This is a genomic window from Polaromonas sp. (assembly GCF_039930745.1).
In the GTDB taxonomy this organism is placed as follows: Bacteria; Pseudomonadota; Gammaproteobacteria; order Burkholderiales; family Burkholderiaceae_C; genus Polaromonas.
In genome coordinates this window covers 11,561-28,818 of sequence record NZ_JBDTTH010000021.1, presented here as the reverse complement: position 1 = coordinate 28,818, position 17,258 = coordinate 11,561, and the positions used below count along the sequence as shown (strand labels likewise).

Below are 17,258 nucleotides of genomic sequence, written 5' to 3'. Positions count from 1 at the left end.
CCAACAGAAAGCAGCGAACAATGGCACGCCAAACCCGAGACAAACAGGATGACAACCACCTGATCACCCAGTTTCGCTCTTTTTTCGACGAGGTTTCGAAAGCCCAGACCCGCGCGATCGAGATGCGCGAAACCGACCCGGACCTGGCTGCCCAGCATGTCAGCAAACACCTGGAAAACCTCATCGAACTGCAGACGCTGGAGTCCAAGCGTGAGGGCAACCGGTTTGAACTCGAGAGCATTGCCGATGCGCGTTACCTCAAGGCCGCGCTGGCTGACGAAATCCTGCTCAACACGGTTTGGATAGGTCGCGACTGCTGGACCACCCATTTGCTGGAGGCCTCCCTCTTCAGAACCAGTATTGCCGGCGAGCGGATTTTCGAACGCATAGAAGAACTGCTGTCCAGCCGCGAGCCGTCCTTGCGTCCGATCGCGAGCTTGTATCTCTCGGCGCTGGCGCTGGGCTTTCAGGGTAAATACCGCGGAACAGCCGACACGGATCGTTTTGCAGGTTACCGGGAGGAGTTGTTCCAGTTTGTCTACCAGCGGCGGCCCGATCTCTCCGGCCGGGACCGTGTTCTGTCCGAACGCGCTTATGCCAGCACGCTGTCGCACATTGCGCCGAAGAAGATGCAGACATTGAGCCGCTGGACGGTGGTGTTCCTCCTCGGTGTGGTCGGATTGCTGGCCATCTCTGAAATGCTCTGGCTGTGGCAGTCCTGGCCGGTGCGCCAGGTCCTGCAGACCGGCAGCACAGCCGGAACGGGGGGCAACCAATGAAAGTGCCTTTCCCAATGCATCCGGGAGGCCGGCGATGCTGAAAGACAACTTGTTCCTGGCGTCACTGGGTGTCCTGATCGTCCTGGTGCTGATTGTTCTGGGCCTGGTACTGTATTTCGCCGTTCGTCGCTCGGCTGCCAAACCTGGCAGCGATCCCAAGATCGTCAAACTCCGGTTTGACTCTCTTCGCAACTCCTTCAGGCAGGCTGTTGAACTGATTGAAGGCAATATTGCTTCCCGCAGCGAGCGCTACAGCATTCCCTGGGTGCTGGTGCTCAATGAAGGCCTGGATAACCGGCAACTGCCCATTGAACAGTCGGGCGTGGCCAGCGCGCTCAGCTCTGAGGCCGCTTCCGCTGCCGCAACCCAGGGCATCGCCTGGCACTTCTTTGACAAGGGCATTGTCATTGACATGCAGGGCGCCTACCTGGGCTCGCCCGACGATGAAGATGCCACGGAAAAGCCTTGGGACGAGTTTCTCGGCCTGTGCCGCAAATACCGGCCCCAACGGCCCTTCGACTCCGTGGTCATCACCGTGCCGGCTGCCTTACTGCTGGACAACAACCCGGATGCGTTGCTGGAGCTCGGCAAACTCGCCCGCCTCGCGCATCGCCGGCTCTGGCTGGCGCAAAACCGCTTTGCCATGCGGTTTGCGGTTTACGTCGTGGTCTCCGGGTGCGATCAGATCGAAGGGTTTTCGCCTTTTGCCAGGGCTCTGCCCGAACCCATGCGCGCCGGCATCCTTGGCTGGTCATCGCCATACGATTTGTCCACCACCTACCAGGACGGCTGGGTTGGCGAGGCACTCGACAGCGTCGTGAAAACAGTGTCCGACACATCGGCCGAACTCTTTGCGCTCGATTCGGTCAGCGCTGAAACAGGCAAATTTTTCCTGCTCCCGTCCAGGATCGATGCAGTTCGGGCGCAACTGCAAATTTATGTAGACGAACTCATGCGGCCCAGTGCTTACCATGAGCCGTTTTTCTTTCGCGGCATTTACCTGACCGGCGACAGCAGTGAGTCGGCGCAGAAAGCCGGCGCCCTTGATGTCGCGGCAGCGCTGAATGGTGAAACCCGGGAAGAGCAGGGCGACCTGGTGTCGCAGCTGATGCGCGAGCCGGCTTTCCTGCGAGACCTTTTCGAGAAAAAAATCTTCATGGAGTATGGCGTGGCCAGGCCATCCCGTCAGCAGCTGACGAGGCCGGTGCTGAGCCGCGCCGCGCGCTGGGCCGCACTGGTGGTGTTGGGGGGCTGGAGTGTGGGCCTGCTGGTCGCCACGGTGCAACTGGGAAAACGCAACCCCGAACTGGCCAGGACGTTGTCGCAAATCGAAGCCGACGCCAACTATCGGGCCCGGGCCAGCGAACGGGGCGAACCTATTTCCTCGGACTGGTACCGGGCGAAAACCCTTTCCCTGCTGGCTGCCATCGAGAAACTCGGGACCGACAAGGCCTGGACGTTTTTCATGCCCGGCTCCTGGGAGGTTTTCGACAACCTGGATGAACGTGTGGCCGCGCGCATAGAGCGCGAGTTCGGCGAGATTGCCATCAACACCCTTCGGCGCGAACTGTATGCACGCGCGGCAGACCTGACCGGCGTATCCCAGGATGCCAGCACCTCGGAACTCATCATTGGCGGCGAGTGCGCCGCGCCTGCAGGGTTTGCGGCGATTGCAGGCACGCCGCACAAGTTCAGCCTGGCAGTCGAGGACTTGCCGGAATTCTCGGCCGTCTTGCAATACCTGACGGCCGTCGAGCGGCTGGATCAGGCGATTGTGGCCATGGTCCGCCTGCAAAAGCCCAATCAGAACGAAGCTAACGACCTCCGGTTGCTGGTCAAGTACACCCTGGGCGCCGAATTGCCGGGCAACATGTCGCAGAGCATCCGCTTCTTCAGGGGCAGTGATATTCCCGGGAGCATCTCGCCGGCTGCCATCAGCGTCATGCACATCCAGCAGGCGGTGCGCTGTTCGCTGGACAGGGGAATGAATGCCCTGGACAGGCGCCTGTTCGTGAACAACGACCTGCTGGTCTCCGAGCGGCAACTGGTGGCCCAAGGTGTGCGGCTGTTCGCCGCCGATGCGCGTATTGGCGGCTACACCCAGACCGTGGGCGGCTACAAGGAAGTCCTGAGGGCGATCAAGGAGCAAGAGGGTTTGCTGGCTGCCGGCAAAGGCGGCTGGATGAGACTGCCCGGCATGAACCTGGGTTCGGCCTACGACGCTGCCCTGATGCGTATCACGCAGTCCAGGCGCCTGCTCGGGCCTGAAGCGTCGGAGCAGGTGCGCCAGCATGCTGTCACCGAATTCCAGAAATTCAGAGCTGAGTTTGAAGCACTCCTCGGTGCCGAAGGACAGGCGGGTGTTGTCTGGCAGGAAAAAGAGGCGCGTTTTGCGTTGTCCGCCGACAGGCTTGCCGTGCGCGATGCGCTCACAGGGTTGCTGGCGCAACCTTTCATGACACCGCCCAGCGACCGCGAGATTCCCGAGATCGTGGCGCAGAGCATTCTGGTCTGGGACAGCACCAGGCTGGACCATGCCCTGGCGCTCAGTGAAGCGCACAAGCGCTTCATGGGCGAAGGTCTGGTCAAATTCCCGCCCGCAACCCGGCCTAGCGTCGCGGCCTTCGTCAACTTTCAGTTTGCACGCCTTGTCGGCGACCACGCGGTTGAAGCTTTGTCGATCAGCAGCAGGACCGATCCCGGCGCGGTAGCCGATGCGATGGCGTTTGACGCATCGCGAAGCCGCCTGATCAAAGTCCAGGGATTGCTCACGGAACTTGGCGCCAAAGGGAAGGCCGACAATCTCCGAAGTCTGATTTCGCAGGATGCCGTGGCACGGCTACGGCAGGTCGACGACAGTTTGACCCAGTCCGACCTGTATGCCATCCGGGGCCAGAACTTCAGCTATTGGCTGGGTGATCGCGGTCCGCTGCTGCAGGCATTCGGTGTGCCGGATGGTCCCAGCCTGTTGCAGACCCTGGCGCTGCAGTTCAGCCGCGCGGAAACATTGGGACGGCAGTCTGAAATTTATCTTGCCTCGCTCGACAGTGCTGCGGCCGAGTCGCAGCTGGCGCGGCGCTGGCAAGCCATCAATCGCGAACTGGAACGCTACCGCCTGAAAAACCCGAACAGCAGCCTGGTTGTCTACGAGCAATTTCTTGTCACTACCGGAACCGATATCGACAGGACGAACTGCTCGGAAAAACTGGCCGGCAAGGCACCGGGTGGGCGGCCGTCCGATTATTTCGCCGAAAAACACCTGCAGGTCTACAGTGCCCTGCTCAAGCGCTGCAACGAATTGCGTGTCGGCGAGCAGCAGGAGCAGTGGGCGGCTTTCTCGGGCAATTTCAACCGCCTGCTGGCGGGCCGCCAGCCCTTTGCGGTGCCTGGCGCCAAGGACGCGCCGGATGCTGACTTCGATGACGTGGGCCAGATCCTCAAAAACTCCGAGCGGATGTCCCGCGCCCTGAAGGAAGCATCTGCCGGAAGCCGCAGTGCCCCCGGGCAGCCAGCCCGGCGCTTTGCCGATCAGTTCGACCGTGTCAGGGCGTTCATGGCTCCGCTGTATCCGGTGGAAGAAGGCGCGGTCGCGGGTTATGACATGGCGGTGGAGTTCAGGACCAACCAGGCGGCCGAAATTGAAGGCAACAAGGTGATCGACTGGACCCTGGAGGTCGGCTCGCAAACCCTCAAACTGCGTGATGCGCCGCGTCCACTGCGCTGGGAGCCGGGTACGCCGATCACCCTGACCTTGCGGCTTGCCAAAGACTCCCCGGTGAACGCCGTCAATGACCTCCAGCAGCTCCATATGTCTGCCGACGGCAAAACGGTTTCCTACCGGTTCACGGATGCATGGTCCCTGGTGCGCATGATCCAGCGCCAGCGCGAACCCGATGCGGCGGGCCGGGCCGACGGCCGTACGCAACTGCTGCGCATGGAGTTCCCGCTCAGCTTCACGCCGGACAACCCGAAGGCGACTCCCCAGGAGGTTCGCGCCAGGGTCTACCTGCGACTGGCCCTGTCTCCGGTTGGCAAGCGCACCCCCGTGTTCTGGCCGGGCGTGTTCCCGACCCGGGCACCGGAATTTGGCGGGCAGTAAGACACATGACCGACCATTCATCTGCTGGCTTTCAGCCTGACATCGAGACCCTGCTGGCACCTGTTCCCGGGGCTGAACCAGCCGGACCGTCCATGCGGTATGACCCGCTTTACCTCGGCATCCGTCAGGCGCGCGAAGAAGACGATGCCAGCTTGCCCATGGGCGAGTGGGAGCGGCCCCTCAAAAAAGCCGACTGGAAGGGCGTTTCGGCCAGATGTACCGAACTTCTGGGCAGCCGCTCCAAGGATTTCCAGGTGGCCGCCTGGCTGTGCGAGTCCTGGACACGCCAGCACCAGTTCCAGGGCTTCAACGCCTCGGTGGACCTGCTGACGGGGCTGGTCGAACGTTTCTGGGACACGGCTCATCCCCTGATTGAGGATGGTGACGACGACGCCCGCGCTGCGCCGTTTGTCTGGATCAATGAAAACATGCCGCTGGTCCTGAAGCTGCATATCACCCTGCTCCAGCTGCCTGACCGCATGCCTTCAACGGTCAGCCTGGCAGATTGGGACCAGGCCCTGATTACCGATCACCAAAAGGGCGATGCGAAAAAACCGTCAGGCGCCAATGTGTTGACACGCGACGAGCTGAGTGCCGCCGCCAGCGGAGGCAACCTGCTGTCCCTGATAGCCATCCGGGACCAGATTCAGGCCGCGACCGGGAAATGGGATGCCCTGACCGGATTGCTCGACGAGAAAATGAGTGCCAACCCACCCAGTGTGGCGCGTGTTGGTGAAATGTTGCGGCGCCTTGGGCGGGCCGCAGACAGCCTGATCGACGGGCGCGACCCGCGGCCGCAAGCCGCCGTGCCGCCGGCTCAGGAAGAAGGAACACCTCCCCCCATCAACCAGGACGACATCATGGCTGCTGCAACTCCGAACACCGACGCAGTACCCGCTGCACACGAGGCGCTGCTGCGTTCCGGCTCCATTTCAAGCCGTGAGGATGCTTACCGCATGCTGGAGGCCGTCGCAGCCTTTCTGGAAAAAACCGAACCCCACAGCCCGACCCCTTATCTGGTCAAGCGTGCCGTCTCCTGGGGGCGAATGTCGCTGGCCGACCTGATGCAGGAAGTGGTGCGCGAAGAGGGCGATATTGCACGGTACTTCTCGCTGCTGGGTATCAAGGAGTCGCGCGAATAAGGTGAATCGGGTGCAGAGAGTCTGCGCTGGCAAGTTGGGCGGCGATTTTTATAAAACGTCCTTGGTCGAGCCGCGCCGCGCTCTGCCTGGATAAATTTCAGTCGTTCGGTGAATCATCCCGTGGCGGGATGCCTGATCCGGAGCGGCAAGAAGGGGAAACCGGTCATATGGCAACAATTCCTTGGCATGAAACATGGATGCGGGACACTTACTCGTGGTCAGACGCGCGCAGCGACAAACTCAGGGCGGTTGACCTCGCGATATTCATCTACGACAGCGACAAGTCGGAGGAATCGCGGTTGAGGATCAAGCAGACGCTGGATGACTACCGGTTCAACCACAGCCGCCGCGGCAAGGACTGGACCCAAAGCGTGCGCAACAAGAAAGGCGCGCTCACCAACCTGCACCGGGCCGTCAACAACGTGGACCAGCGGCGGCTCACCGAGGCCGACCTGCTGGCGATGCGCGAGATGGTGACGCTGCAGCAGCATGCCCTGAAAGAGATGTTCGCCGGCAAAGAGCTGAGCCTGAAAAGTTTCAACAAGAAAAAACACGCGAGCGAAATCAAGACCCTTCTCTCCAAAGTCCAGGGTGCAGCTGCCAATATCCGCGACATCAACGTGACCCGGTCCGGCACCCGGACTGCGCAGGGGGTCAACGCCGTGGCCGGAACGGCCATCACGCAAAAATTCGACGAGATGGTCAAGGCGGTCTGCGGCGCCCTGGACCCCGCCATGATCATGCGCGAGCTGGGTCTGGGAAGCGTCGCGGACTTTGCCAAGAGCATGGCTCCTGCGCTGGGAGTCATTGCATCGGCAAGCGACACGGCGGCGGGTGTGGGCAAGATTGTGTACGGCAAATGGAAGGCCGCGCAAATGCATGAGATTGGTACCTATGCCATTGCGGCTGGTGATCCGGTGGCTGCGTTCCAGGCGCTCGAAGTGCTGATTGATCGCGAAATCAACTCCACCATTGCAACGACCGCGATTGCGGGTGCGGCCTTCACCGCCAAGACCCTCTGCAGCGCGCTGGACCTGGGCGCGGCCAGCGGCCCGGCGATTGGACTCGCCGAAACCATTGCCAAGGCGATCCAGCACATCGTCGAGTTCGTGCAGGATTATGACGAGGTCCAGAGGGCCAACCGGCTGCTCGCCCAGGGTACGCTGGACCTGAGCCTGTTCCGCAGCTGCCCGTTGCTGGGTTGCTACTACGTGGCGGTGCAGGATCACAGCACACTCATCAATATGGCCGTCGCTGACTTCGGCACGCCCAATTTCGTGGTTGATGCAGATCGGTTGGTCGTCGCTGTGAAACCCGTGATCGCCAAAGCCGGCCAGTTTGTCCGGAGCTCCCGGTTTGAAATTGCGGGCATGGAAAACCACAAGGGCATCAAGCTGGCTGCCTGGGAAAAAATGAGCACCAGCGAAAAAGCCAGCAACCTCAAGCAGCATGTGACGGACGGCATGATCGACATGATCACCTCGGACACTTCGAAGACATCGTTGCCGCAGGTGGACCGCTCGCGCATTGTGGGTTTTGGCAACGACAATCCGCCGCCACCTACCCTGCTGCGCTCGGGCGGGCGTGTAGTGCCGCCGCCCCTGCCGCCCCGTCCTGCCGCGCCTTTGCCGGCCCGCGCAGCCCCTCCCTTGCCACCTCGCCCTGTGCGACCGGCGGCTCTCGCCTCGGCGCAGAGGATGGGCGTGGCCTTGCCGGAATTCTCGGCAGCGAGCAGGGCAGCGCTCCCGCGGCGCATCGAGTGATGCCAGCGCGCCTCACGCCCGCTTGCCGCGGAGCCCGAATTTAGTAAGAAAATGGGCGCTAGCCCTTTGCCGGCGGTCGCGAGTAGCTATCAAAGTAGTAGCGGTTGTGGCGCGCCGTGCACCGCAGCGCTGGCTCAGGCCGGCGGGTCAGCAGGCTTCGCTTGCCCGACTTGCGCTGTTCATATCGCTGCGTCGGGGGGCGCGACACCCGCGTGCGGGCGCGGACTGCCGATGCCGCATCTGCACGACCCTGGTTGTCGTCATCAACAAGGAGGGGGTGGGCGGGACGCTTCAACGGTCCGTTTGGTTTCACGCCACACCGCCGGTGTCGAACCTACCTCGCGCCGGAACACGGTGTTCAGGTACTGCACCGAACGGAACCCCGAGGCGCGTGCAACCTCCGCAATGCAGGTGTCCGTGTGGGTTAAAAGCGCGAAACAGTGCTCCAGCTTGTGCTGCAGAATCTGGTCGTGCACGGAGCGCTTGAGCTCCCGGCGGAAGTACATCTCCAGCGACGAACGGGACATGCCCACCGTCTCGGCCACCTGCTCGGTCCTGATGCCCTGGCAGGCGTACTGGCGTATGTAGTACAGCGCCCGCATCACCGCCGGGCTGTGCTGGACATCGCGCGCGGTCGATGCCCGGCGGTGCACGTCAGCCGGTGGAATCACCACGCGGGCGCCGCGCACCGGTGAGCCGCTCAGCGCCTGGTGCAGCAACTGCGCTGCCCGGTGCCCCATCTCGGCCGTACCATGGCTCACGGAGCTGAGGTCGATGCGGGTGAGGTGCTGCCCGAGCGTATCGTTGTCAATGCCGATGATCGCCACCTCGTCGGGCACGGCGATATTGGCGACAATGCAGGCCTGCAGCACCTGGCGTGCGCGTGCGTCGGTGACGGCGACAATGCCGATCGGCTTGGGCAGGCTGTCCAGCCAGGCGATCAGTTTCTTGGTGGCGCTCCCCCAGGTGGGTGCGCTGGTTGCCAGGCCGCGGTGGATCTCGCCCGCAGCGCCATTGCTGAGTAGCCATGCCGAAAATGCCCTCTCGCGTTCCTGCGCCCAGCGGTTGAGCGGGGATTCCGGGAGGCTGTAGCACGCGAACCGCGTCACGCCCGCTTCCACCAAATGCTCGAGCGCGCGTGCGACCAGCAGCCGGTTGTCGGTGGCCACGTAGGGAACCTGACGCGGGTAGCAGTCGGGATCCTCGTAGGAGCCGCCGATGGCGATGACCGGGACATGAGCGCCTGTGAGCGCCTGCGCGACGGCGGGGTCGTCGTAGTCCGCGATGATGCCGTCGCCCTCCCATTCATGGATGCCGTCCAGGCGGAAGCGGAAGTCCTCCTCCAGGAACAGATCCCAGGCCACGCGCGTCTGTTTCACGTAGTCCCCGATGCCGGTGAGAATCTCGCGGTCGTAGACCTTGCTGGCGTGGAACAGCAAGGCCACGCGCAGGACGGCGGGGCTGTTTGTCCGGTCGCGCGGGCGCATGGTCGAGCTTTTGGTCATGGAAGGCCGATCTTGGCACATCGCGCCAATTGCTGCGATGCAGAAAGAAATTTCATAACCCGCGCTCGCCAATTTCGCAAGTTGCTGCGGAGACACACCCGCTAGCATCGCAGCTCTGATTATCGCGATGCAGACATCTTCCCGGGGTCCCCATCGCATGGCATCGCCAAATGAGTAAATAGGCGAGTGCTAGCGCACGAAGACACCGTTTTCAACGTGCGCGCAACAGTTTCCGGGCAAATAACGAGGAACTCGATGACCGAGCAAACCCGCTATCCGAGTCTCAAGGGCAGGAGTGTACTCATCTCTGGTGGCGCGACCGGGATCGGCGCGGCTTTCGTGGAGCATTTCGCTTCGCAAGGGGCCAAGGTGGGGTTTCTTGATATCGACAAGGAGGGAGCCTTGGCTTTGCAAGCCAGGCTCGAGCATACGGGAATGCGCGGCGTCCATTTCGAGGCCTGCGATGTCACGGACACCCCATGGTTGAAGAAGGCAATTGGCACGATTCGCGAACGGATGGGTCCGATTCAGGTGCTGGTGAACAACGCAGCGAATGACCAGCGCCATCTTATTGAAGAGACAACGCCCGAGTCCTGGGACAGCGGCGTGGCAGTGAACCTCAAGCACCATTTTTTCGCCGCGCAGGAGATTTTCAAGGACATGAAAGCTCTGGGTGGGGGGTCGATCATCAATTTGGGCTCTGTGAGCTGGATGGTCAAGACAGGCGGGATGCCTGTGTATACAACCTGCAAGTCCGCGATGCAAGGACTCACCAGAAGCCTTGCGCGCGACTTCGGCCCCTATCGCATTCGCGTCAACACGATTGTGCCGGGATGGGTCATGACCGAAAAACAGATTCGGCTATGGGTGACGCCGCAAGCCAAGATCGAACTGGCGAAGGCGCAGTGCCTGCCAGGCGAACTGGTGCCCGAGAACATTGCACGCGCCGCGCTCTTTCTTGCCTCTGACGACAGCAGCATGATCACGGCGCAGGACCTGGTCGTTGACGGTGGCTGGACATGACCCCGGTCCATGTCTTCGCACATCGTGCAGGATTTTGTATAGCTCTCGCCCAAATCCGCATGGCACCGTCTGAGCTGCGTTCCTGTCATCCGCGCTCCTCATTAAAGCGAGCAGCGCCAGGCACCTTATGACCCTTGCTGCCGCATCCGATGTCATCCTGGTGACGGGCGCAACCGGCAAAGTCGGACGGGCGCTTATTGACCGACTGCTGGGCGATTCACGCTACGACAGGTTGCGGGTTCGCGCGCTCTGCCATAACCGGACCTTGCCCCCGCATCCTCGGATCGAATCCGTACACGGTTCCATCCAGCATCGCGCAGACGTTCACCATGCGCTGGAAGGCGCGACGCATGTTATCCACCTGGCGACCAGCAAGGAAACGCCGGACGACGTGATGGACGTGGCGGTCAAGGGGATGTTCTGGCTGCTCGAGGAATGCCGCGTGAGCAAGACATTTCGCCAGTTCCTGCTCGTGGGCGGAGACGCTGCAGTGGGCCACTTTTATTACCCGCACAGCGTTCCCGTCATTGAGAGCCAGCCGCACAGTGCCTACCCAGGGTGTTATGCCCTGTCCAAGGTTTTGGAGGAAGTGATGCTGCAGCAGTACCAGATCCAATACGGACTCAACAGCTGCTGCCTGCGTGCGCCCTGGATCATGGAGAAAGACGACTTTCGCTACGCCATGTCCTTCGGCCATGATGTTTTCGGCGGGCCGCGCTGGCACGAGTTGGTGGGGGAGCCAAAAGCGCGCGAATACGTGGCATCTGCGGCGGTTCCAGTCATGCTGGACCCGGAAGGCAGGCCGGTGAAACGCAACTTCGTGCACGTGGATGACTTGGTGGAGGCGCTTGTGCTGGCGCTCGATGCGCCGCAAGTCCGGCATCAGCTGATGAACGTCTGCATGGACGAGCCCATCGACTACGGAGCACTGGGGGACTACCTGGCGCGCACGCGCGGCGTGCCGCTGATTCCCCTGCGAACCCCTTACCACTCGACATGGCTGGACAACAGCAAAGCAAAATTCCTTCTGGGCTGGCGTCCTCGGTATGACATGGTGCGGCTCGTGGAGGGCGCGTGGGCCTACCAACGCTCCGCAGATGACCCTCGCGTCGTCTGGTATCCCGGGTAGGAAATCTGCTTCGCCCGCGGCCGCACCGGGTGAAGCTGAAGAATGCAGTGCTGGCGCGCTTCGATGAAATCAACTTTAGGAGACACACGACATGAAACCGCTTCAACGACGCACATTCGCGGCAGTTCTGGCCGGCGCCAGCCTCGCGCTGGTATGGAGCCCGTTCGCCCATGCCCAAGCCGCAGGCAAAAAGCTGGTCATCGGCTTCGCGCAAACCGGGGCCGAGAGCGAGTGGCGCACGGCCAATACGGAATCCGTCAAGGCCGCCGCGATCGCGGCCGGTTATGAACTGAAGTTCTCTGACGCGCAGCAGAAGCAGGAAAACCAGATCAAGGCGATCCGCTCCTTCATCGCCCAGAAGGTGAACGTCATCATCCTCGCGCCACTGGTCACGACGGGCTGGGATACCGTGCTCAGGGAGGCCAAGGCCGCCAAGATCCCCGTCATTCTGGAAAGTCGCAGTGTGGTGGTGAAGGACCCCTCCACCTGGACCACCTTCGTGGGTTCGGATTTCGTCGAGGAGGGTCGTCGAGCTGCGCAGTGGTTGCTCGAACACACCAAGAAAACCACCGGCGACGTCAACATCGTCGAACTACAGGGCACCGTGGGGTCCGATCCGGCCATCGAACGGAAGAAAGGCTTCGAGGAAGTACTCAAAGGTAACCCGCGCTACAAGATCATCCGTTCGCAGACTGCCGACTTTACCCGCGCCAAGGGAAAGGAGGTCATGGAGGCTTTCCTGAAAGCCGAGGGCCGCAAGATCAACGTGCTGTACGCGCACAACGACGACATGGCCATCGGCGCGATTCAGGCCATCGAGGAAGCGGGCCTGACGCCGGCCAAGGATATCCTCGTGATCGGCGTGGATGCGGTCAAGGGTGCCTTCGAGGCGATGATCGCCGGCAAGATGAACGTCAGCGTCGAGTGCAACCCTTTGCTCGGTCCGCAACTGATGGAAGCGGCTGCCAAGGCCGCCGCCGGGCAGCCGCTGCCACGCTGGATCAAGTCTATCGAAGGTGTGTTCCCCGCCGAAGTGGCGGCCAAAGAGTTCCCCAACCGCAAGTACTAGCGAGTCGGATTTGATATTCGTAGGACCGCAAAAGCGATTGGCTTGGGAGTCGCCGTTTACTACGATCAACCTGCGCGATTTCGCGGTCGCGCCGGTGCCGCCAGGCCGGCACCACATAACCAGGAGACAGCAATGCACACGAGACGAGACATTCTTGCCGCAAGCGCCGGCGCAGCACTGGCGGGTATCGCGGGGCCCGCGGCGGCGCAGACCTATGAGCCAGGCTGCTTCAAGCCATTTTCCTCCAGTACCAAGACCCTCCAGTACCCGGCGAAGAAAGGGCCCTACCGCATCGCCCTGGCCAACGGCTACGCGGGGAACAGCTGGCGCATCCAGATGATCAAGTCGCTGAAAGCTTACGCGGCGACGCCAGAGATCAAGGCCCACATCAAGGAGCTGAAGGTGGTTTCCACCGGTACCGACGTCGCCGCGCAGCTGGGCGCCGTCGACAACTTCATCAATGCGGGTTTCGACGCCATCCTCACCATCGCGGTGTCACCCACGTCGTTCAAGCCGGTGATCAAGCGCGCCAAGGACGCGGGCGTGATCCTGATCCCGTTCGACAACGTGCTGGACACCGACGAGGTCATTCAGGTTAACGAGGACCAGCTCGAGATGGGCCGCCTCATGGGCCGGTGGCTGGAGAAGAACGGAGTTACCAGCGGCAAGGTACTCGAGATCCGCGGCCTGCCGGGTAACTCGGTCGACCGCGACCGGCACCTGGGTTTCCGCGAGATCATGGACAAGCACAAGGGCGTGCAGATCGTCGAGGTGGTCGGCAACTGGGACGACGGCACCTCCCAGAAGGTAGCGGCAGATGCCATCGCCGTGCACGGCCGGTTCAACGGCGTCTACACCCAGGCCGGGTCCAACGGCACGATCCGCGCGCTCATCGAGGCCAAGCATCCCTTCGTGCCGATCGGTGCCGAGGGAGAGAACGGTTTCCGCAAGATGGTCTACGCGCACCACAAGGACGGGCTCAAGGGCGCTTCGGCCGCGCAGTCCCCCGGCCTGGTGGCCGTGGCGCTGAAGGCTGCCATCGCCGCGCTGCAGGGACAAAAGCTGCCCCAGTACATCTCGGTGCCTATTCCCTACGTGGAATACCAGCAGATGGCGCCGGGGAAGAACTTCTATCCCGACCTGCCGGACACGTTCTATGTGGCCAATGAGTTTCCGCCGTGCAACATCAATCTCACAGCGCCGGACATCATGAAGCAAAGCGAAGGAAACACCTGAGAGAACGCGCCGTGCCCCCGACCTTGCTGCAGCTCCAGGGAATCTCCAAGCGTTACGGCGGCGTGTGCGCGCTGGACAGCGCGGATTTCGTCTGCCAGGCTGGCGAAATCCACGCTGTGCTCGGAGAAAACGGCGCGGGCAAGTCCACCCTCATCAAGACCATCGCCGGGGTGGTGCAGCCCGACGCCGGCCGTATCCTCATGGACGGCGTCGAGGTGCGTCTGGTTTCGCCGAACGTGGCGCGTGACCATGGGATCGCCTGCGTGTTTCAGGAGTTGTCCCTGGTGCCGGACCTCTCGGTGGCGGAGAACATCTTCCTGTCGCGGCCGCCGCGCCGGCGTGGTTTGATCGACTCGAAGGCGCAGCAGGAGCAAGCCCTCGCGTTGCTGGCCATGCTGGGATGCGGTGACATTCACCCCAAGGAGCGGGTTCGGGATCTGCCCCTTTCTCGCCGTCAGTTGATCGAGATCGCCAAGGCGCTGAGCGGGCAGCCGAGGCTGCTGATCCTGGACGAGGCGACCTCCGCCTTGAGCAGCGAGGACGTGGAACGGCTCTACAAGCTTCTGTTCCAGCTGCGGGCGCGCGGCGTGGGCAGTTTGTTTATCTCGCATCGCATGCACGAAGTCAAGGCGTTAGCGGATACCTGCTCGGTGTTTCGCAGCGGCCGGCGCGTGGATACATTCGCCAGCGGCACCCGCTCCGATGCGGAGGTGGTCCAGCTGATGATCGGCCGCGACGTCGCCAAGTCCTATCCGCCCAAAACCGGCCCCGCGCCCTGGGCCCAGCCAGTCATCAGCGTGCAGGGCCTGACCTGGGCCCCTGAACTGCACGACATCTCGCTGGAGATAAAGGCCGGCGAGATTGTCGGGCTGGGGGGCCTCGATGGTCAGGGCCAGCGGGAGCTGCTGTTGGCCCTGTTCGGCGTGCTCAAGGGCGTCCAGGGCAAGGTGGAAGCCTTCGGGCAGCCGCGTCGCGACCTCGCGCCGCACGTGTGCAAGGACCCGGAGCTGGGCATCGCGCTGATCCCGGAGGACCGCAAGACCGAGGGACTGATCCTGCCCATGAGCATCCGGGAGAACATGAGCCTGGCCCATCTGCCGGCGCTCGGGCGCTTGGGCGTTCTCAGCGCAGCGGCGGAGCGTTCCGCGGTGGCGCGGATGGTGGAGCAGTTGCGCATCAAGGTCGGCTCCGTGCAGGACCCGGTGCAGACCTTGTCGGGCGGGAACCAGCAAAAGGTGGTGATCGCCAAATGGCTCATGGCCCAGCCGCGCGTGCTGCTGCTCAACGACCCGACCCGTGGCATCGACGTGGCTACCAAGCAGGAGCTGTATGTACTGCTGCGCCAGCTCGCGACCCAGGGCGTGGGCGTGCTCCTGTATTCCACCGACTACGAGGAGCTGATCGGCCTGGCTGACCGCGTGCTCATCATGTACGAGGGCCGGATCGCCCGCACGTTGGTCGGCGACGAGATCAGCGAGCATGCGATCGTGGCGTCTTCACTCAACGTCTCGCTCGGCGGCAGGGAGGCCGCTACTGCATGAACCAGCGCAGCGAATGGAGCATGACACTGCGGCGCAACGGCGGACCGCTCGCCGCGCTGATGGTGTTCGCCTTGATGTTCGCACTGTTCCTGATGGAGCACCCGCGTTCGATCTCCGTGGCCATCGTCACCACCGCATCCAACAAGGCGGTGCTGCTGGCCATCGTGGCGATGGCGCAGACCCTGCCCGTCATCACCCGGGGGCTCGATCTTTCCGTCGGCATGGTGATGGTGCTGACCAGCTGCCTCGCCTCCACGGTCTTGAACGGGGCGCCGTGGCAGGTGGCATTGGGGATTGTGCTTGTGCTTGCCTGCGGCGCGGCGGCGGGCGCACTCAATGGCGCCATCGTGGTCTTCGGACGCCTGCAGCCCATCATCGTCACGCTCGCAACCGGTGCGGTGTATTTCGGCTTTGCCTTGCTGCTGCGGCCCGCGCCCGGTGGCGAGGTCAGTGAGGGGCTGTCGGACGCTTTGACCGGCCGGCTGTTCGGAGTGATCCCCTCCACCTTGGTCCTGTTGGCCGCGCTCGTCGTGCTGGGGTGGTTGCCTTTCAAGCGGACGGTGATGGGGCGCACATGTTATGCCGTTGGCTCGTCGGAGCAGGCCGCTTACCTTTCCGGCGTTCCGTCCGAGGGCGCCAAGTTCCTCGCCTACACAATCGCGGGGCTGCTTTCAGGTGTCGCCGGGCTGCTGCTGTCGCTGATCGCGCTGTCGGGCGAGGCCAGCGGCCCGCAGGCCGGGCTGTATACCCTCAACTCGATCGCGGCGGTCGTGATAGGCGGCACATCCCTGTACGGCGGCACCGGCGGGATGGTCGGCTCTGTCCTCGGCGCCTTTGTATTGCGCACGATCGGCGACCTGCTGTTCGTCTTCGACGCGCCGGCACTGTGGCAGCCCCTGTTCGAGGGCTTGATCCTGCTGGCCGCCGTGTGCATGGGCGCGCTGCGCGTACTGCGTGTCAGAAACCGCCTGGACCTGTTCTGATGAGCGGAAGTGAACTGATCGCCGTGCAGCCCTCGTCCGGTGCCACGAAGAGCCCCGCGCAGCGCTTGCTGCTGAATCCGCCCGCCATGGTGGGCCTGTGCTGCATGCTGCTGCTGCTGGCCGGCAGTGCCGTGAACACCAACTTCCTGATGCCTGCCTACCTGCTGCAGCAACTGCAGATCGCTGCTTTCCTCGGGTTGGCCGCGGCGGGGCTGATGGCCGTCGTCCTGCTGGGCCACATTGACCTGTCCGTAGCGTGGACCATCACCACCGGTGCCATGATGGCTGCCGCTGCGGGGGCGGCCTACGGGGCGGGTTGGGCCATTCCGGCTGGCCTGTTCTGCGGAGCCATGGTCGGGCTGGTGAACGGCTTGGGCGTGGCGTTCCTCCGGATTCCGTCGATGATCTTCACGCTCGGCGCCAATGCCGTGCTGCAAGGGCTGATGGTGCTGTACACGGGCGGCCATGCGCCTCAGGATGCCGCCACCCCGCTGATGCGGGACCTGGCCGTGGGCAGGACCGTGGGTGTGCCCAACGCGGTGTGGGTCTGGGCAGCCGTCTCGCTGCTTGTGTATTTGCTGCTGACGCGCACGGCGGCAGGCCGTTATGTCTACGTGATCGGCAACAGCGAACGCGCAGCCTACCTCTCCGGCGTCCGCACCGTCAAGATGACGATCGTCTGTTTTGTCGCCTGCGGCATGTTGGCTTCGCTTGCGGGGGTGCTGCTGGCCGGGTATTCGGGTAACGCCTACCAAGCCATGGGCGACCCCTATCTGCTGCCGGCGATCGCGGCCGTGGTGCTGGGAGGTACCAATATTCTCGGCGGCCGCGGCAGCTACCTGGGCACGGTCGCCGGTGTCGTGTTCATCGTGCTGTTGCAAAGCATGCTTGCGGTTCTCCAGATGCCGGAAGCGGGCCGCCAGATCATCTACGGATCGCTCATTCTGGCCATGCTGCTCTTGTACGGAAGATCGGCCAAAGTGAGGTGA

General features: G+C 62.9%; 12 protein-coding genes. 11 read left to right on the top strand and 1 reads right to left on the bottom strand.

Features of this window, described 5'->3' with window-relative positions; translation table 11 throughout:
- The first annotated feature begins 20 nt into the window (after positions 1 to 20).
- The 4 genes from ABI660_RS09310 to ABI660_RS09295 all read left to right on the top strand — a co-directional run bounded on the left by ABI660_RS09310 (position 21) and on the right by ABI660_RS09295 (position 7,783).
- Positions 21 to 779: a DotU family type IV/VI secretion system protein gene (locus ABI660_RS09310; protein WP_348067184.1), complete on the top strand. Its 759-nt coding sequence runs from the start codon at positions 21 to 23 to the stop codon at positions 777 to 779.
- A 34-nt stretch (positions 780 to 813) separates the two neighbouring features.
- Positions 814 to 4,878: a type VI secretion system protein gene (locus ABI660_RS09305; RefSeq protein WP_348067182.1), complete on the top strand. Its 4,065-nt coding sequence runs from the start codon at positions 814 to 816 to the stop codon at positions 4,876 to 4,878.
- 5 nt (positions 4,879 to 4,883) lie between these two features.
- The gene (tssA, locus tag ABI660_RS09300) at positions 4,884 to 6,020 is read left to right on the top strand and encodes a type VI secretion system protein TssA (RefSeq protein ID WP_348067180.1); all 1,137 of its coding nucleotides are present in this window, start codon (positions 4,884 to 4,886) and stop codon (positions 6,018 to 6,020) included.
- Between the two features lie 167 nt (positions 6,021 to 6,187).
- Positions 6,188 to 7,783, top strand: coding sequence for a hypothetical protein (locus ABI660_RS09295; protein WP_348067178.1), 1,596 nt, complete (start codon positions 6,188 to 6,190; stop codon positions 7,781 to 7,783).
- A 263-nt stretch (positions 7,784 to 8,046) separates the two neighbouring features.
- Here ABI660_RS09295 and ABI660_RS09290 read toward each other — a convergent pair whose 3' ends face one another.
- Positions 8,047 to 9,288: a DNA-binding transcriptional regulator gene (locus ABI660_RS09290; protein ID WP_348067176.1), complete on the bottom strand. Its 1,242-nt coding sequence runs from the start codon at positions 9,286 to 9,288 to the stop codon at positions 8,047 to 8,049.
- Between the two features lie 255 nt (positions 9,289 to 9,543).
- On the opposite strand from ABI660_RS09290, the gene ABI660_RS09285 reads away from it, so the two are divergent.
- The 7 genes from ABI660_RS09285 (at position 9,544) to ABI660_RS09255 (ending at position 17,258) form a co-directional block, all read left to right on the top strand.
- Positions 9,544 to 10,311 carry an SDR family oxidoreductase gene (locus ABI660_RS09285; protein ID WP_348067174.1) on the top strand — a complete coding sequence of 256 codons (768 nt, stop codon included), beginning with the start codon at positions 9,544 to 9,546 and terminating at the stop codon, positions 10,309 to 10,311.
- 127 nt (positions 10,312 to 10,438) lie between these two features.
- Positions 10,439 to 11,440, top strand: a complete 1,002-nt coding sequence (locus tag ABI660_RS09280) for an NAD(P)-dependent oxidoreductase (protein ID WP_348067172.1) — start codon at positions 10,439 to 10,441, stop codon at positions 11,438 to 11,440.
- A gap of 91 nt (positions 11,441 to 11,531) precedes the next feature.
- Positions 11,532 to 12,509, top strand: coding sequence for an ABC transporter substrate-binding protein (locus tag ABI660_RS09275; RefSeq protein WP_348067170.1), 978 nt, complete (start codon positions 11,532 to 11,534; stop codon positions 12,507 to 12,509).
- A 132-nt stretch (positions 12,510 to 12,641) separates the two neighbouring features.
- On the top strand, positions 12,642 to 13,745 hold the full coding sequence (locus ABI660_RS09270) for a sugar ABC transporter substrate-binding protein (protein ID WP_348067168.1): 1,104 nt from the start codon (positions 12,642 to 12,644) through the stop codon (positions 13,743 to 13,745).
- A complete protein-coding gene (locus ABI660_RS09265) occupies positions 13,688 to 15,286 on the top strand; it encodes a sugar ABC transporter ATP-binding protein (protein WP_348067166.1) in 1,599 nt (532 codons plus the stop codon). Before ABI660_RS09270 ends, ABI660_RS09265 begins: the two co-directional genes overlap by 58 nt.
- Positions 15,283 to 16,269 carry an ABC transporter permease gene (locus tag ABI660_RS09260; RefSeq protein ID WP_348067164.1) on the top strand — a complete coding sequence of 329 codons (987 nt, stop codon included), beginning with the start codon at positions 15,283 to 15,285 and terminating at the stop codon, positions 16,267 to 16,269. Before ABI660_RS09265 ends, ABI660_RS09260 begins: the two co-directional genes overlap by 4 nt.
- The gene (locus tag ABI660_RS09255) at positions 16,269 to 17,258 is read left to right on the top strand and encodes an ABC transporter permease (RefSeq protein ID WP_348067162.1); all 990 of its coding nucleotides are present in this window, start codon (positions 16,269 to 16,271) and stop codon (positions 17,256 to 17,258) included. The genes ABI660_RS09260 and ABI660_RS09255 overlap by 1 nt, the downstream gene beginning before the upstream one ends.

Bases quoted from the DNA above. Each gene is read 5' to 3' on its own strand.
- ABI660_RS09290 (WP_348067176.1), bottom strand. From the start codon at position 9,288: ATGACCAAAAGCTCGACCATGCGCCCGCGCGACCGGACAAACAGCCCC.
- tssA (WP_348067180.1), top strand. From the start codon at position 4,884: ATGACCGACCATTCATCTGCTGGCTTTCAGCCTGACATCGAGACCCTG.
- ABI660_RS09285 (WP_348067174.1), top strand. From the start codon at position 9,544: ATGACCGAGCAAACCCGCTATCCGAGTCTCAAGGGCAGGAGTGTACTC.
- ABI660_RS09275 (WP_348067170.1), top strand. From the start codon at position 11,532: ATGAAACCGCTTCAACGACGCACATTCGCGGCAGTTCTGGCCGGCGCC.
- ABI660_RS09270 (WP_348067168.1), top strand. From the start codon at position 12,642: ATGCACACGAGACGAGACATTCTTGCCGCAAGCGCCGGCGCAGCACTG.
- ABI660_RS09280 (WP_348067172.1), top strand. From the start codon at position 10,439: ATGACCCTTGCTGCCGCATCCGATGTCATCCTGGTGACGGGCGCAACC.
- ABI660_RS09310 (WP_348067184.1), top strand. From the start codon at position 21: ATGGCACGCCAAACCCGAGACAAACAGGATGACAACCACCTGATCACC.
- ABI660_RS09260 (WP_348067164.1), top strand. From the start codon at position 15,283: ATGAACCAGCGCAGCGAATGGAGCATGACACTGCGGCGCAACGGCGGA.
- ABI660_RS09295 (WP_348067178.1), top strand. From the start codon at position 6,188: ATGGCAACAATTCCTTGGCATGAAACATGGATGCGGGACACTTACTCG.
- ABI660_RS09255 (WP_348067162.1), top strand. From the start codon at position 16,269: ATGAGCGGAAGTGAACTGATCGCCGTGCAGCCCTCGTCCGGTGCCACG.
- ABI660_RS09305 (WP_348067182.1), top strand. From the start codon at position 814: ATGCTGAAAGACAACTTGTTCCTGGCGTCACTGGGTGTCCTGATCGTC.